General features: G+C 64.8%; 16 protein-coding genes. 4 read left to right on the forward strand and 12 right to left on the reverse strand.

The features are described from left to right. Positions 1-25: 25 nt before the first annotated feature. The 9 genes from KI609_RS19745 to KI609_RS19785 all read right to left on the reverse strand — a co-directional run bounded on the left by KI609_RS19745 (position 26) and on the right by KI609_RS19785 (position 10,674). On the reverse strand, positions 26-985 hold the full coding sequence (locus KI609_RS19745; protein WP_226445241.1) for a porin: 960 nt from the start codon (positions 983-985) through the stop codon (positions 26-28). A 347-nt stretch (positions 986-1,332) separates the two neighbouring features. Next, a complete protein-coding gene (locus KI609_RS19750; protein ID WP_226445242.1) occupies positions 1,333-2,247 on the reverse strand; it encodes a hydroxymethylglutaryl-CoA lyase in 915 nt (304 codons plus the stop codon). Between the two features lie 38 nt (positions 2,248-2,285). Next, positions 2,286-3,206, reverse strand: a complete 921-nt coding sequence (locus tag KI609_RS19755; RefSeq protein ID WP_226445243.1) for a 2-hydroxyacid dehydrogenase — start codon at positions 3,204-3,206, stop codon at positions 2,286-2,288. A gap of 37 nt (positions 3,207-3,243) precedes the next feature. Then, entirely contained in the window at positions 3,244-5,283 is a 2,040-nt protein-coding gene (locus KI609_RS19760) for an acetyl/propionyl/methylcrotonyl-CoA carboxylase subunit alpha (protein WP_226445244.1), read from the reverse strand. Further along, on the reverse strand, positions 5,284-6,003 hold the full coding sequence (locus KI609_RS19765) for a DUF4126 domain-containing protein (protein WP_226445245.1): 720 nt from the start codon (positions 6,001-6,003) through the stop codon (positions 5,284-5,286). A 12-nt stretch (positions 6,004-6,015) separates the two neighbouring features. Next, on the reverse strand, positions 6,016-6,798 hold the full coding sequence (locus tag KI609_RS19770) for an enoyl-CoA hydratase/isomerase family protein (protein WP_226445246.1): 783 nt from the start codon (positions 6,796-6,798) through the stop codon (positions 6,016-6,018). After that, positions 6,795-7,304 (reverse strand): DinB family protein, encoded by a 510-nt coding sequence (locus KI609_RS19775; RefSeq protein WP_226445247.1) that lies wholly within the window; start codon positions 7,302-7,304, stop codon positions 6,795-6,797. The genes KI609_RS19770 and KI609_RS19775 overlap by 4 nt, the downstream gene beginning before the upstream one ends. A 17-nt stretch (positions 7,305-7,321) precedes the next feature. Continuing rightward, entirely contained in the window at positions 7,322-8,929 is a 1,608-nt protein-coding gene (locus KI609_RS19780; protein ID WP_226445248.1) for a carboxyl transferase domain-containing protein, read from the reverse strand. Positions 8,930-8,943: 14 nt separating this feature from the next. Beyond that, positions 8,944-10,674 (reverse strand): AMP-binding protein, encoded by a 1,731-nt coding sequence (locus tag KI609_RS19785; protein ID WP_226445249.1) that lies wholly within the window; start codon positions 10,672-10,674, stop codon positions 8,944-8,946. A gap of 95 nt (positions 10,675-10,769) precedes the next feature. Here KI609_RS19785 and KI609_RS19790 point away from each other — a divergent pair, with 95 nt between their 5' ends. From KI609_RS19790 to KI609_RS19805, 4 genes are all read left to right on the forward strand, one after another. Further along, positions 10,770-11,900, forward strand: a complete 1,131-nt coding sequence (locus KI609_RS19790; protein WP_226445250.1) for an AraC family transcriptional regulator — start codon at positions 10,770-10,772, stop codon at positions 11,898-11,900. Positions 11,901-12,027: 127 nt separating this feature from the next. Next, positions 12,028-12,807, forward strand: a complete 780-nt coding sequence (locus KI609_RS19795; RefSeq protein ID WP_226445251.1) for a hypothetical protein — start codon at positions 12,028-12,030, stop codon at positions 12,805-12,807. Positions 12,808-12,815: 8 nt separating this feature from the next. After that, positions 12,816-13,502: a glutathione S-transferase family protein gene (locus KI609_RS19800; protein ID WP_226445252.1), complete on the forward strand. Its 687-nt coding sequence runs from the start codon at positions 12,816-12,818 to the stop codon at positions 13,500-13,502. A gap of 42 nt (positions 13,503-13,544) precedes the next feature. Beyond that, the gene (locus KI609_RS19805) at positions 13,545-14,333 is read left to right on the forward strand and encodes an alpha/beta hydrolase (RefSeq protein WP_226445253.1); all 789 of its coding nucleotides are present in this window, start codon (positions 13,545-13,547) and stop codon (positions 14,331-14,333) included. Between the two features lie 24 nt (positions 14,334-14,357). On the opposite strand, the gene KI609_RS19810 is transcribed toward KI609_RS19805, so the two are convergent. The 3 genes from KI609_RS19810 to KI609_RS19820 all read right to left on the reverse strand — a co-directional run bounded on the left by KI609_RS19810 (position 14,358) and on the right by KI609_RS19820 (position 16,253). Further along, on the reverse strand, positions 14,358-15,020 hold the full coding sequence (locus KI609_RS19810) for an HAD family hydrolase (protein ID WP_226445254.1): 663 nt from the start codon (positions 15,018-15,020) through the stop codon (positions 14,358-14,360). Positions 15,021-15,095: 75 nt separating this feature from the next. Next, positions 15,096-15,542: a YchJ family protein gene (locus KI609_RS19815; RefSeq protein WP_413463343.1), complete on the reverse strand. Its 447-nt coding sequence runs from the start codon at positions 15,540-15,542 to the stop codon at positions 15,096-15,098. 12 nt (positions 15,543-15,554) lie between these two features. Then, positions 15,555-16,253 (reverse strand): DUF4197 domain-containing protein, encoded by a 699-nt coding sequence (locus tag KI609_RS19820; RefSeq protein ID WP_226445255.1) that lies wholly within the window; start codon positions 16,251-16,253, stop codon positions 15,555-15,557. Between the last annotated feature and the right edge of the window lie 71 nt (positions 16,254-16,324).

Genomic DNA, 16,324 nt, shown 5'->3' on the forward strand with positions numbered 1-16,324 from the left:
CCAGGTTGCTGAGATCAAACTTCCATTAGAAGTTGTGGCGAATGCCCACTGCCACGGAGCTGAAATCAGCACCAGCAACGTTGGACATGTAAGCCGCATTGCGGCTGTTGTTCACGTGGGTATAGTAACCATAAACCTTGGTGCGCTTGCTCAGGTTGTAGTTGTAGCCCAAGGTGTACTGCGTTGCATCGCTGTCGTTCACGTTCTTGTACTCGCCAGCACGGCCGACGTTCACGTGGAATTCCGAAGCGCCCAGGTTATAGGCACCAGCCAGACGGAACGTGTTGCGCTTGCCTCCATTCAGCACGTAAGCATCTTCGTCACGCTGGATGTAACCACCCACAGCAAAAGCGCCGAAGGTGTACAGAGCGCGCACTGCGAACTGGTTCACGTCGCCTTGCTTGGAGTAGCCAGCGCCCAGAGCCAGAGGGCCCATGTTGTAGTTGGCAGCCAGGTCAAACGCGTTCTTGCCGCCCACCGCTTGCTCGTGCAGAGCCACGGCAGCGTCAACCGTCAGGCCACCGAACGTGGGCGTGCGGTAAGCGATCTTGTTGGCATCGGGCATCACATAGGCGTAGAACGCATCGGACGACGAGCCGGTATCATGGTTGTGCATGCTGACGTAGTCAGCGGTTGCGTAGTAGGACTCGGCAGTGAAACGACCCAGGCGCACAGCACCAAAATTGCCCGACAGGTTCACTTCGCTTTGACGACCGAAGAAGGTCGCTGCCGAAGCACCGGTGTCAGAGTTGAAACCGCTTTCCAGTTGGAAACCAGCCTTCAGACCACCACCCAAATCTTCCGTGCCCTTGAAGCCGAAACGCGAAGAGTTGTTGTACAGACCGGTGGTCTTGACGTCGCCCACTTCTTGGCGTTCCACCGTGGTGTTCACGCGGCCATACAGCGTGACGCTGCTTTGAGCGAAAGCAGCAGTGCTGCCCAGGAGAGCCAGCACAGCCAGTGCCAAACGATTCGTCTTTTGCATGAGATTTCCTTTTATGCTTTTATCTATCAAGGGGTGGTGATGTCTCGGCTTGGTCGGGGTGTCCGCCACGGCCGATACAAACCTACCTGAATTTTATGTAACCGTGACTGGCTCACGCCAGTTGAATCGCTCCACCTTTTACAATTTATGCACAAAAGCAACACCATCAGCAGCCCTTCTACCCGAAGCGCCGCTCTTATGGAAATGCGAAACCAACGACAACGAGGCGTCTTCTTTTACGCAAATCTCCGCAAGCACGACATGCCCTGCTTAACCGAGCGGTAGCTCATCCACTCAGGCCGCATCGCCGGCAGCAGCTGAAATCACGCACTGAACAACCCGAACGTTCAGCCCGCGCGTTTGGTCAGCAAGGCATTGGCAGCGCGGGAGTTGGGCTTGCGGCCCAGGAAATCGCTGATGTACGCGCCCACGTCGATGAGCTTGTCGAGGTCGATGCCCGTCTCGATGCCCATGCCCTGCAGCATGTACACCACGTCTTCGGTGGCCACATTGCCGGTGGCTCCCTTGGCATAGGGGCAGCCGCCCAGCCCGGCCACGGACGACTGGAAGTTCCACACGCCCAGCTCCAGCGCGGCCAGCGTGTTGGACAGCGCCTGCCCGTAGGTGTCATGAAAGTGGCCCGACACGTCGTCGATACCGAAATGCTGCAGCGTCGCCTCCAGCGCCTTCTGCACCTTGCGCGGCGTGCCCACGCCGATGGTGTCGGCCACGTCCACGCGCTGCACGCCAATGCCCTTGAGCAGGCCCGCCAGGTACGCCACGCGCTCAGGGGCAATATCGCCTTCGTACGGGCAGCCCACGGTGCAGCTCATGGCGCCGCGCACACGGATGCCTGCTGCCAGCGCGGCCTGCACCACGGGAGCAAAGCGCTCGATGCTCTCGGCAATGCTGCAGTTGATGTTGCGCTGGCTGAAGGCCTCGCTGGCCGAGCCGAACACCACGATCTCGTCGGGCTTATCAAGCACGGCTGCCTCAAAACCCTTGAGGTTGGGCGTGAGCACCGAGTACGCCACACCCGGCTGGCGCGCGATGCCGCTCATCACCTCGTGGTTGTCGCCCATCTGCGGCACCCATTTGGGCGACACGTAGCTGGTGACCTCAATCTCCTGCAGCCCCGCCGCTTGCAGGCGGTGCACCAGCTCCACCTTGACGGCGGCGGGCACGGGGGTTTTCTCGTTCTGCAGGCCGTCGCGGGGGCCCACATCAATGAGCCGCACGCGAGAGGGAATGGAGGAAATCATGGAAAGCCTCAAAGGGTTGAAAGCACGCGAAAGCAGTCTCAGTAGCCGCGTGCAGGGTTGACGATGCCCGCCACCACCTCGCCCCGCTGCAGTGCCGCCATCTTGCGTGCGATCTGCGCAATGCTCTCGTCGCGCAGCGTGCGCGCCGAGGTGTGCGGGGTGATGGTGATGCGGGGGTGGTTCCAGAACGCGTGGCCTGCGGGCAGCGGCTCGGTGCGGAATACGTCGAGCGTGGCGCCGGCCACATGGCCGCTGGCTATGGCGGCAAGCAGGTCTTCATCCACCAGGTGCGCACCGCGCGCCACGTTGATCACGTAGGCGCCGGGCAACAGGCGGCCCAGTGTGTCCTTGTTGATGACGTCGACAGTGTCAGGTGTGAGGGGCAGCAGGTTGACCAGCACGCGGCTGGCGGCAAGAAAGTCGTTGAACTGGTCCGCACCCGTGAAGGCGCGCACGCCATCGATCGCCTTAGGGCTGCGGCTCCAGCCGTTGATGGGGAAGTCAAACTGCGCCAGCGCCTTGGCCACGCGCTCGCCCAGCACGCCCAGGCCCATCACGCCGATGGGGTAATCGCTGCGCATGCGGGGCTTGCGGTAGCCCCAACGCCCGGCCGCCATGTCGGCCTCGTAACCGTCGAACTCGCGGAAATGGCGGATCACGGCGTGGCACACATATTCGGCCATTTGCACGGCCATGCCTGCATCGTCCAGGCGCACCACCAGGGCTTGGGGCGGTAGGCGCAGCTTGAGCAGCGCATCCACACCCGCGCCGATGTTGAACAGCGCCTTGAGGCCCGCTTGCTCGTCCATGAACTGCTGGGGCGGCGCCCAGACCACGGCGTGGTCGGCCTGCGGCGCGCCCGGTTGCCACACGGAAATATCAGCGCCGGGTAATGCGGCGGACAGGCCTTGCAGCCAGGGCTCGGCCTTGGTGTCGGTACAGCAAAAAGTGATCTTCATGGCTGCCGAGCGTACAGCGCCCTGCCGCTACGTGCTGTCACGCAGCGGAAAGCTTGAGCAGCTCTGCCCCTTCGGTCACCTGGTCGCCGGGCGCGTACAGCAGCTCCTGCACCACACCGTCGGCCGGGGCGGCAATGGTGTGCTCCATCTTCATGGCTTCCATCACCGCCAGCGGTTGGCCCTTGGTCACGGCGTCGCCCGCCTTCACGGCAAACGACACGACCTTGCCGGGCATGGGGGCCGTGAGGCGCCCGCCTTCGGCCGCTGCCTCGCCCGCATGGGCCAGCAGGTCGATGGCGGTGATCTGCGTGGCGCCCAGCGGGGTGAATATGTGGTCCACCTCGCCCTGCGCATACACGGCAGCGCGGGTGCGCTGGCCGGCAAACTGCAGCTCAATGCCGTCGGCCCGCGCAGAAAACACCAGCGGCCCGGCCGCGGCAGCATCGCCTTCGCCCACGGCCAAGTGCAGATTGCCGCCACGCTCATAAGTCAGCAGCGCCTTGGCGTGCTCGCCACCAAATTCGAATTCAAAGCGGCGCTGCACCACGCCATGCGTGTGGAACCCGTCGCGGCGGCTGAACGGGTCCACGCCTTCGCTGGCGCGCTCGTGCAGCAGGGTCTGCGCCACGGCAGCGGCAGCGGCCAGCGGCAGGCCCACGGGCTCCTGGTGGAACAGCACGGCCTGCTCGCGCGGGATGAGCGCGGTGTCCAGTTGCGCCTTGGCAAACGCATCGGTGCGCGCCACGCGGCGCAAAAACTGCACATTGGTTGCCAGGCCCACGATGTGGGTCTGCGCCAGCGCTTCATCCAGACGCGCCAGCGCCTGCTCGCGCGTGTCGCCGTGCACGATGAGCTTGGCCACCATGGAGTCGTAGAACGGGCTGATCGCATCGCCCTGGCGCACGCCGGAGTCGACGCGCACCGCGACACCCGTGTCGCTCCCATTCGCGCGTTCGAAGGTCACACACTCGGGCAGCGAATACACATTGAGCGCGCCGGTGGCGGGCAGAAAGTTGTTGTCGGGGTTCTCGGCGCAAATGCGCGCCTCGATGGCGTGGCCGTGGATGCGCAGATCTTCCTGCTTCAGTGGCAGCGGTTCGCCAGAGGCCACACGCAACTGCCACTCCACCAGGTCCAGGCCGGTGATAGCCTCGGTCACGGGGTGCTCCACTTGCAGGCGCGTGTTCATTTCCATGAAGTAGAACTTCATCTGCTCGGGCGCGTCGTAGCCGCCGGGCTGCTCGACGATGAACTCCACCGTGCCCGCGCCCACGTAGTTCACCGCCCGCGCGGCAGCCACCGCAGCCTCGCCCATGCGGGCGCGCAGCTCGGCCGTCATGCCTGGCGCAGGCGCTTCCTCCAGCACCTTCTGGTGGCGGCGCTGCACGGAGCAGTCGCGCTCGAACAGGTACACGCAGTTGCCGTGCGTGTCGCCAAACACCTGGATCTCAATGTGGCGCGGGCGCTGCACGTATTTCTCCACCAGCACCGCGTCGTCACCAAAGCTGTTGATGGCCTCGCGCTTGCACGACTCGAGCGCCGCCGCAAAGTCCTCGGCCTTGTCCACCGCGCGCATGCCCTTGCCACCGCCGCCCGCGCTGGCCTTGATGAGCACCGGGTAGCCAATGCGGTCGGCCTCGCGTTGCAGCAGCGCCGGGTCCTGGTCAGCGCCGTGGTAGCCCGGCACCAGGGGCACCTGGGCCTGCTCCATAAGGCGCTTGGACTCGGCCTTCAGGCCCATCGCATTGATGGCGCTGGCGGGGGGGCCGATGAAGACCAGGCCTGCGTCGGCACAGGCCTTGGCGAAGTCTTCGTTCTCGCTCAGGAAGCCGTAGCCCGGGTGGATGGCTTGCGCGCCCGTCGCTTTGGCAGCGGCAATGATGCGCTCCCAGCGCAGGTAGCTGTCCTTGGGCGCGCTGCCGCCGATGTGCACGGCTTCGTCGCAGACGGCCACGTGCTTGGCCTGGGCGTCGGCATCGGAGTACACGGCGACGGTTTTCACGCCCAGGCGCTTGGCGGTCGCGGCCACACGGCAAGCGATCTCACCCCGGTTTGCAATCAAAATTTTTGTAAACATTTAAGCCACCTTGGCAGAACCAGAAAAGAGTGAGGACAAGCGCCGCACCACGGCGCGCAAAAACTTGAACAGCACCACCAGCAGCAGCACCGACACGACCACCATCACGACCAGCGCGATACCAAACGCCACCGGGTGCTGCGTGGCCAGCCACAACACGGCCACCACCAGGCCGTCTTCAAAGAACGACATACCCCAGTTAGAAAACGGCTCGGGCGAGGTGTTGATCGCCGCGCGCGTGGTCATCTTGGTGGCCAGCGCCGTGGCCGACAGCGAGCCGCCCAGCAGCCCCGCGACGACGGCCATGGTGGCGTTGTCGGCGCCGAACACGCCGTACGCCAAGGCAGCGCCAGCGGGTACGCGGATGAAGGCGTGGATGGCGTCCCAGGCGCTGTCCACCCAGGGCACCTTGTCGGCAAAAAACTCCACCATCAGCATGCAGCCGCTGACCAGCAGCACCAGCGGGTGCTGCAGCATGGCCAGGCCGGGGGGCAGGGGCATCCAGCCCAGCACGCCCATCATGCCGACGAGGAACACCACGGCGTACAGCCGAAAGCCGCTGGCCCAGCCCAGTGCGGCGGCCAGCGCCAGCAGGCTGGGCATGTCGAGTTTTGCAGTTGCTGTGGCCGCCGCGTCGCCCACGGCGCGCGCAGTGCCGCCATCCACATGCAGCCCCAGCGTGTGGAGCCACTGCACGATGTTGAACCAGAGGGTGTCCATGGCCGGTACCGATCAGCCCAACCAGTTCGGCTTGCGCTTGTTCAAGAAAGACTGCACGCCTTCCTTGCCCTCGTCACTGGCGCGGATGTCGGCAATGCCCTGCACGGTGGCGGCGATCAGGCCTGCGTTGATCTCGCGCTCTGCCACATCCATCACCAGCTTCTTGCACACGCGCACGGCGTTGGGGCTGGCGGTGGTCAGGGCTTTGAGCAGCTCATCGACCTTGGCATCGAGCTGGTCTGCGGCCACCACTTCATGCACGAAGCCGATGCGCAGCGCCTCGGCGGCATCAAAGCGCTCGGCGGTGAGGAAATACCGGTGCGCCGCGCGTGCGCCCATGGCGCGGATCACATAGGGGCTGATGGTGGCGGGGATGAGGCCCAGCTTCACTTCGCTGAGGCAAAAACCCGTCGTGTCCACCGCCACGGCCATATCGCACGCGGCCACCAGGCCCATGCCGCCCGCATACACATCGCCCTGCACGCGTGCCACCGTGGGCTTGGGGCATTCGTAGATCACACGCAGCATCTCGGCCAGCTTGCCTGCGTCGGCGATGTTCTCGTCACGCGTGTAGTCGGCCATGCGGCGCATCCAGTTCAGGTTGGCGCCTGCACAGAACGCGGGCCCCTCGGCCGCCAGCACCACGGCGCGCACATCGGCGCGGCTGCCCACGTCGGTGAAGGCCGCGGTAATCTCGGCAATGACTTCGTCGCTGAAGGCGTTGCGAATCTCGGGCTGCGTGAGCGTGATGCGCGCCACCGCGCCGGTTTGGGTGATGGACAGGTTCTGGCTCATGGCTTGGACGGGTTTTGCAAGAAGTAGACGAAGTCCAGCTCGGGGCAGGGCTGGCCCAGCGCGGTCAATGCCGCAGTGATCTGGCCCCGGTGGTGCGTGCCGTGGTTGAACACATGCGCCAGCGTGGCCGCAAACGGCAGCGATGCCGCCGTGCCGCGCATGGTGGTGTAGTCGAGCGTGCCGCTCCAGCGGTCGGGCTTGAACGAGGCGATCAGCGGCGCCCAACGGGCAGCGCCTTCACGCAGCCGGGCATCGAGCTGCGCGCGGTCGGTCTCCACCTCGGAATCCAGCGCCACCTTGGGCGAGATGCCTTCGGCAAAGCGCACAAACCACAGATGGTGCTCACCCACCAGCAGGTGGTTTAGCGTGCCGTGAATGCTGTGGAAGAACAGGCCCGCATCGCGCCGGTAGTCATCCTCGGGCAGCGCCCGCACGGCATCGAGCACGCGCGCCGTGGCCCACACGTTGTAGCGCGCAAGCTGGGTGAAGTGGGCAACAGCGTCCATGGCAGCTCCCGGCGCGGTTACATGCGGAACAGGCCGAACTTGGTGTCTTCGATCGGCGCGTTGCGCGTGGCGGCCAGGCCCAGGGCCAGCACGCGGCGGGTGTCGGCGGGGTCGATCACGCCGTCGTCCCACAGGCGGGCCGTGGCGTAGTAGGGGTGGCCCTGGTCTTCGTATTGGCGGCGGATGGGGGCCTTGAAGGCTTCTTCTTCCTCCATGCTCCACTGCCCGCCTTTGCCCTCGATGCCATCGCGCTTCACGGTCGCCAGCACGCCAGCCGCCTGCTCGCCGCCCATCACGCTGATGCGCGCGTTGGGCCACATCCACAGGAAGCGCGGCGAGTACGCCCGGCCGCACATGCCGTAGTTGCCCGCGCCAAAGCTGCCGCCGATGATGATGGTGAACTTCGGAACACTGGCCGTGGCCACGGCCGTGACCATCTTGGCGCCGTTGCGGGCGATGCCCTCGTTCTCGTACTTGCGGCCCACCATGAAGCCGGTGATGTTCTGCAGGAACACCAGCGGCACCTTGCGCTGGCAGCACAGCTCGATGAAGTGCGCGCCCTTCAGGGCCGACTCGCTGAACAGGATGCCGTTGTTGGCGATGATGCCGACCATCATCCCTTCAATGCGCGCAAAGCCGCAGACCAGCGTGGTGCCGTAGCGTGCCTTGAACTCGTCGAACTCGCTGCCATCGACGATGCGGGCGATGATCTCGCGCACGTCAAAGGGCTTGCGCGTGTCCACGGGGATCACGCCGTAGAGTTCTTCTGCTGCAAATTTAGGAGCTACTGGCGCTTGATCTGCGGGCGCTAGAGGCTTATTTTTATTCAAATTGTGCACCGCATTGCGTGCCAGCTGCAGCGCATGCAGGTCGTTCTGCGCCAGGTGGTCGGCCACGCCCGACTGGCGCGTGTGCACGTCACCGCCGCCCAGGTCTTCGGCCGTGACGACCTCGCCCGTGGCGGCTTTGACCAGCGGCGGGCCACCCAAAAAGATGGTGCCCTGGTTCTTGACGATGATGGATTCATCGCTCATGGCCGGCACATAGGCGCCACCCGCCGTGCAACTGCCCATGACCACGGCGATCTGCGAGATGCCCATGGCGCTCATGTTGGCCTGGTTGAAGAAGATGCGGCCAAAGTGGTCGCGGTCGGGGAAGACCTCGTCCTGATTGGGCAGGTTGGCGCCGCCCGAATCCACCAGGTAAATGCAAGGCAGGTGGTTCTGCTGCGCCACTTCCTGCGCGCGCAGGTGCTTCTTGACGGTGAGCGGGTAATAGGTGCCTCCCTTCACCGTGGCGTCGTTGCACACGATCATGCAGTCCACACCGCTCACGCGGCCGATGCCGGCGATGAGGCCCGAGCAAGGCGCATCGTTGTTGTACATGTTCAGCGCGGCCAGCGGTGCGAGTTCGAGGAACGGCGTGCCCGGGTCCAGCAGCATTTGCACGCGCTCGCGCGGCAGCAGCTTGCCGCGTGCGGTGTGCTTGGCGCGGGCCGCCTCGCCGCCGCCCTGGGCGACCTTGTCAAGCTGGGCGCGCAGGTCATCCACCAGCGTGCGCATGGCCGCGGCGTTGGCCAGAAAGTCCGCCGAGCGGGCGTTGAGTTGGGTGTCGAGAATGGTCATATGTTCTTGCTCTTTCAAGCGGTTTTCTGTTCTTCCAGGCCCAGCTGATCCTTCATCTCATCGCGGATCTTGAACTTCTGGATCTTGCCCGTCACCGTCATCGGGAAGCTCGTCACAAAGCGGATGTAGCGCGGCACCTTGTAGTGCGCAATCTGGCCCTTGCAGAAGGCGCGGATGTCGTCCTCGGTGGGCTGGGTGCCGGGCTTGGCGATGATCCAGGCGCAGAGTTCCTCGCCGTATTTCTGGTCGGGCACACCCACCACCTGCACGTCCTGCACCTGCGGATGGCGGTACAAGAATTCTTCAATCTCGCGCGGGTAGATGTTCTCGCCGCCACGGATCACCATGTCCTTGATGCGGCCGACGATGTTCACATAGCCCTCGGCATCCATGGTGGCCAGGTCGCCGGTGTGCATCCAGCCGCCTTCGTCAATCGCCTCGCGGGTCTTGGCCTCGTCGCCCCAGTAGCCGTGCATGACGGAATAGCCCTTGGTGCAGAACTCGCCGCGCTGGCCGATGGGCACCACGGCCCCGGTGTAGGGGTCCACGATCTTCACCTCCAGGTGCGGCTGCACCTGGCCCACGGTGGAGACGCGCTTGTCCAGCGGCGTGTCGGTGCTGCTCTGGCAGCTCACGGGGCTGGTCTCGGTCATGCCGTAGGCAATGGTGATCTCGCGCAGGTTCATCTGCTCCACCACGCGCTTCATCACCTCGGTGGGGCAGGGCGAACCCGCCATGATGCCGGTGCGCAGGGTGCAGAGGTTGAACTCGGCAAAACGCGGGTGGTCCAGCTCCGCGATGAACATGGTGGGCACGCCGTGCAGGCCGGTGCAGCACTCGTCCTGCACCGTCTGCAGCACGGTCAGCGGGTCAAACCCGTCGTTGGGGTACACGATGGTGGCACCGTGCGTCAGGCAGGCCAGGTTGCCCAGCACCATGCCAAAGCAGTGGTACAGCGGCACGGGGATGCACAGGCGGTCGTCGGGCGTGAGCTTCATGCACTCGCCAATGAAGAAACCGTTGTTCAGGATGTTGCGGTGCGTGAGCGTGGCGCCCTTGGGGAAGCCGGTGGTGCCGCTGGTGAACTGGATGTTGATGGGGTCGGTGGCCTTCAACGTGGCTGCGATCTGCGCCAGGCGCGGGTCGGCCGCGTTGCCGCGCGCCAGCAGGTCGGAAAAGCGCAGCAGGCCCGGTTCGTCGGCACCCTGCCCGGCCACGTCGATCCACACCACCGTGTTCAGGTGGGGCAACTGCTGCGCCTCCAGCGCACCGGGTGTGCCATGCGCCCACTCGGGCGCCAGCTCGCGCAGCATGCCCAGGTAGTCGCTGGTCTTGAAGCGCGCCATGGTCACCAGCAGCTTGCAGCCCACTTTGTTCAGCGCGTATTCCACCTCAGACGTGCGGTAGGCCGGGTTGATGTTGACCAGCACCAGCCCCACCTGTGCGGTGGCCAGCTGCATCAGCACCCATTCGGCGTTGTTGTGCGACCAGATGCCCACGCGGTCGCCCGGCACCAGCCCCATCCCCAGCAGCGCACTGGCCAGGCGTTGCGCCTCGGCCTGCAACTGGGCATAGGTGTAGCGGCGGCCCTGGTGCACGCTCACCAGCGCCTCGCGGTCGGGCTGGCGGGCCACCATGTCGGCAAAGAAGGCGCCGATGGTCTGCTCGATCAGGGGAACCTCGGTGGCGCCACGGGCGTAGCTGTCCACCAGCGGTGCGGAGTTCGTTGCGGCGGCAATCGTCATGGGTTTGTCTCCTCTGTCATGCGGCCCAAGCCTCAAGAACACGCGGGCGGGCGATTCGCAAGCATAGAAGCCTGCGCCCCCTGCGGGTTGACACAATGGTTGCAAATCGTGCCACGGCTGGCACACTCTGCGGCGTGAAGCCGCTCACCCCACCCGCCAACCGTTTACCCCCGCCCGCCGCAGCCCCCGCCGCCACGCCCATCGCACCTGCGGCCACGCCCATCGCATTCGTGCGCGCCATTGTTCTGGCGTACGAGCGGCGCGGCCTGAGCCCCGAACGCGCCCTGGCCCAGGCACAGATTGCGCCGCAGCTGCTGCCCGACGACAGCGCCCGCATCACCGCCTGGCAGATGGAGCAGATCTCCGACGCCGCCATGCAGGAGCTGGACGACGAAGCCCTGGGCTGGTTCAGCCGCCGCCTGCCCTGGGGTAGCTACGGCATGCTGGCGCGCGCATCCATCAGCTCGCCCACGCTGCAGGTGGCCCTGGCCCGCTGGTGCCGCCACCATGGCCTGCTGGCGGACGACATTGCCCTGCACCTCACCACCGCAGGCGACACCGCCACCCTGGCCATCACCGAGGCGCGCGACCTGGGCCCGCTGCGCGAGTTCTGCCTGGTGTCGGTACTGCGCAATGCCCACGGACTGGCCTGCTGGATGGTGGACTCGCGCATCCCGCTAATGGCCGCCGAGTTTGCGTTTGATGCCCCGCCGCATGCCGATGCCTACGCCGTGCTGTTCCGCGGCCCCGTCACCTTCAATGCGCCGCGCACCGCCCTGCACTTTGACGCCCGCTACCTGCACCTGCCCCTGCGCCGCGACGAGCAGGCCCTGCGCCAGATGCTGCAACACGCCCTGCCCCTGACCGTGCTGCACTACCGCCGCGACCGCCTGCTGGTGCAGCGCGTGCGCCAGCTGCTGGCCGCGCCCCTGCCCGGTCAGCCTACGCACGCCCTGCCCCAGCACAGCGCCGAATCCCTGGCCGCGCTGCTGCATGTGTCGCCACGCACGCTGCACCGGCAGTTGAAGGAAGAAGGCGCCACGCTGCAGGGGTTGAAAGACGAGGTGCGCCGCACCCGCGCAGTGGAGCTGCTGCACCGCACGCAGCGGCCGATCAAGCAGGTGGCGGAGGCGGCGGGGTTTGAGAACGAGAAGAGTTTTATCCGGGCGTTCCGGGGGTGGACGGGGCAGTCGCCGGCGGAGTTTCGGAGGGTGGTTAGGGTATAGACGGCCATACACAAAAAAAATATGCCCGCGTTTACAACCTTTATCTGCGCAACAGGCTCAGCGCAAAGGAAAACAGTCTGAATTTGCTCAATGCAAGCTGCAATGAAGCGAACAAACTAAACACCCTATGTCCTATTCCCCAGCCAATATTGAGAAGATGCACGTGAGCCTGCGCGCAGTTCTGCAGGATCTACAAACATTAATCTTGAACACAGTGATTGAAGGCAAAGCACTCGAACCAGCGTCTCCGGTCCGAGAACATTTGCTTCATGGCGCTGCACGTCGCCTGCAGACAGTGAAGCGTGCACTTGAACGCGTCTTCGAGTTGTTCCCGTTAGACAGCGCTCTCCCTCTGGCGAACGACGCGCTCTCAGATGTACAGACTAACTTGCATGCGTTCGTAATGAACCTCTATGGCCTGTATGACAACTGGGCATGGGCTTTTGTTTTACGTCACGATTTGCTATCCAGACTCGGTGATCGCCGTCGCGTAGGGTTGTTCCTGCAAAGCACGCAGAAATTTCTTCCTGCGGAACTGCGCGAGCACCTCACTTCAGAGGCCATGACGCGTTGGCACGGTGAATACGCCAAGTCATTTCGTGATGCTCTTGCCCACCGAATTCCGCCATATGTGCCCCCATCCGAATTCACAGAACAAGAGAGTCACAGGTTTCAAGAACTAGAGCACGAAAAGCTTCAATGCATCCGACAGATGCGCTGGGATCGCATGCAAGAAATATCCGAGGAACAAGCGGCACTCGGCCGACCGTGTTTTGGATTCATGCATTCATTTCAGGAGGACGAAGCCCCTCGCCCGATCCTTCTCCACCCGCAGTTGCTGACAGACAGCATTACCGCAGTTGAGTGTGCCAAGCTCTTTTTTGCACACTGGCACAGAACCGCCTAATTCATCCCATGCTCCACCTCCACCACTGCATCAGCGCCCGCTCCTTCCGCCCCCTGTGGATGCTCGAAGAGCTGCAACTGCCCTACCAGCTCCACATGCTGCCCTTCCCACCCCGCGCCAAGGCGCGGTGGTTTCTGGACGAGAACCCATTGGGCACGGTGCCGCTGTTGGTGCAGGGCGAGGCGCCGAACGAGGTGCGCATGACCGAATCCGCCGCCATGTGCCAATACCTGGCGGCCACGCACCCCGATGCAGGGCTGGATGTGGCGCCCACGCACCCGGCGTATGGCGCGTACCTGAACTGGCTGCACATGAGCGATGCCACGCTGACCTTCCCGCAGACGCTGGTGCTGCGCTACGGGCGCTTTGAGCCTGCAGAGCGCCAGCAGCCGCAGGTGGTGGAGGACTACAGCCGCTGGTTTCTGGCCCGGTTGCGCGCCGTAGAGACGGCACTGGCCCACAGCGCCAGTGACTATCTGTGCGCAGGCCGCTTTACGGCAGCGGATGTGGCGGTGGGCTATGCCTTGCTGCTGGCGCAGCACCTGGGGCTGGCTCCGCAATTTGGCCCAGCCACCCAGGCCTATTGGCAGCGTTTGCAGGCCCGGCCCGGTTACCAGCGGGCCATGGTGGCGCAACTGCGGGCGGCCGAAGAACAAGGCGTGCCCACCACGCCCGCGCCAGATACGCAGCCTTGAGCTTTCTCCCCATCTCCCCGTTTCTATGGAGTGCGCAGCATCATGTTCAAGCAACTCATCTGTATCGCAGCACTGGCCCTGTCATTCACGGCTATGGCCCAGCAGCAACCCACGGTGGTGGACCTGCCCACCCGCCCCGGCGTCACGCAGCGCATGCTGGTGATCACTCCGCCAGAGCCCAAAGCCGCCGTCATCCTGCTGGCGGGCGGGCATGGGGGGCTGCAGATATTTCAGAACGGAGCGTTCAAGTGGGGGGAAGGTAACTTCCTCGTCAGGTCGCGGCAGCTATTCGCCGACAAGGGCTTGATGGCGGTGGTGGTGGACGCTCCATCAGATCGGCAACGCCCCCCGTTTCTCAACGGCTTTCGCCAAACGGAGGAGCATGCGGCTGATTTGAAAGCGACCATTGCCTGGGCGAAAGCCACGGCCAAAGTGCCCGTGTGGCTGGTGGGCACCAGCCGTGGCACGCAGTCGGCGGCTTATGCGGCCACGGTACTGCAGGGCGCAGACGCCCCCGATGGCGTGGTGTTGACGGCGACCATCCTCACGGATGACAAGCAGCGCCCGGTGACGGCCATGGCACTGGAAAAAATCCAGGTGCCGGTGTTGGTGGTGCACCACCAGCAAGATGGGTGCGCGCATTGCGCGTACACCGAAGTTCCGGGCTTGATGGGCAAGCTGACCCACGCACGCCGCAGTCAGCTCATCACCACCACCGGCGGCAAGAACCAGGGGGATGCCTGCGCGGCATTTGCCCACCACGGCTTCAACGGCCTGGAGGCCGACGTGGTCGGGCAAATTGCCGACTGGATTCTGGCCCCGGCCCGCTAGGCGCTGTTCTCAGATCATCGGCCGCTATGCCAGCAACGCAGGCAGCAAGGCCATGTCGGCAATCACCTGCACTGCCCCTGCGGCGCGCAGGGCTTCGGGCGCGCCGTGGCCTACCGATGACGGGCTGTAGCCGACCACCGTGGCCCCGGCGGCCACGCCGGCGGTGACGCCGGTCACCGTGTCTTCCACCACCAGGCAGCGCGAGGGGTCTACCTTCAGCGCCGCGGCGGCGGCCAAGTACACGTCGGGCGCGGGCTTGGTGCGGGGCATTTCGTGGCCGCTGAAAACGCGGTCGCCAAAGTAAGGGGCCAGGCCCACCTGGGCGAGTTGCATCTCTACCTTCTGCCGGTCTGCGCCCGAGGCACAGGCGATGCGGCCACCCAGCAGCGTGTGCACAGCGCGCACGGCATCCACCGCACCGACGATGGGCTGCAGGCGCGCTTGCAGTTCGGCATTGCGGCGGGCGTAGAACTGGGCCATCCAGGCGTCGGTCAGCGGCTGGCCGGTGTGCGCCTCGATGCGGGCGGCCTCGCTGCGCACGGTTTTGCCGATGAAGATCTCCATGCACTCTTGCGCGCTGATGGCCCAGCCCGCCTCGTTGAGCATGGTGCACAGCACGCCGTTGGTGATGGGTTCGCTGTCCACCAGCACACCATCGCAGTCGAACAAGATTGCTTCAAATTTCATAGCTGGTAGCGCTTACCCAGCAAGCGCTGGAGGCCAATTTCATTAAAACCGATAGGGAATGATGGATGGGGCCGGTCAACGCACGGGAGGCATGTCGCCATCGACGTAGTACCAGCGCCCGCCTTCGCGCACGAAGCGGCTGCGTTCGTGCAGGCGCACGGCGCGGCCGCCCAAGCGGTGGCGGGCGACGAATTCGACCTCGGCGTGGTCGGCGTCCTGCACCCAGTGGCCGCGCACCTCCAGGCCCAGCCATTGGGCGGCGGCGTCAAAGTCCAGCGCAGGCGGGCGGTGGCTGGGGTGCCAGGTGGCCAGCAGGTAGTCGGCCCGCTCGCGCACAAAGGCGGTGTAGCGCGAACGCATGAGGCATTCGGCATCGGGCGCGGGCTGGGTGTCCCAGTGGTCGATAAAACGGCCGCAGCAGTCGGCATAGGGCAGCACGGGGGCGGCTTTGCCCTTGCTGCCGCCCGGGCCCGCAGGCGCCAGGCGCCCGCAGGGGCACGGGTCGGTGGGCCGTGGCATCATGGCGGCCACCACTCAACGCAGCGCGCCAAACACCTTCTTGGCGATGGCGCTGCCCGCAGCGGCGGGGTCTTGACGAATCTTCTGCTCCTCTTCACCAATCATGAGGTACAGGCCATCGAGCGTTTTGCCCGTCACATACTGGGCCAGGTTCGCGTCTTCCTTCTTGAGCAGCCCGAAGCCTGCCGCCTTGGATGCAAAGCTGTTGTACTTTTGCGTGAGGCCGACCTTCTCGGTGGCCTCGTTCACCACGGGCAAAAACCGCTCGCCCAGGGGCACGCGGGTCTTCTCGGCAAAAAAGGTGGTGACTGACGTGTTGCCGCCCGACAAGATGTTCTTGGCATCGGTGACGGTCATCTTCTGCACAGCGCCCACCAGCAGGTCCTTGCCCATGGGCACGGCCGCCTCGGCAGCGCGGTTGATGGACACCACCAGTTCGTCGATGCGCTTGCCCTGCCCCAGCGACTTCATCACCTTGGCGGCGTCGTCCAGATAGCCCGGCAGGCCGATGCGCACCTTGGGGTTACCCAGAAAGCCATCGTTGCGGCCCAGCAGCGACACCGCCGCCTGCGCGCCCTGCGTCAATGCGGCCTTGAGGCCGCTGGAGGCATCGGCATTGGAGAGATCGCCGAGCGACAACGCCCAGGCTTGCTGCCATGTGGCGCATAGCAGGGCACTCATTACACTGGCTTGGTGAAAATGGCGGCGTTGCATGGAAAACCTGTCTTTCTTTGATGGAACAAGGGCCGCGCCTGGCACGGGCGACCCGTGTCGATGAGGGCTAC

The sequence above is a fragment of the Acidovorax radicis genome, assembly GCF_020510705.1.
Classification (GTDB): Bacteria; Pseudomonadota; Gammaproteobacteria; order Burkholderiales; family Burkholderiaceae_C; genus Acidovorax; species Acidovorax radicis_A.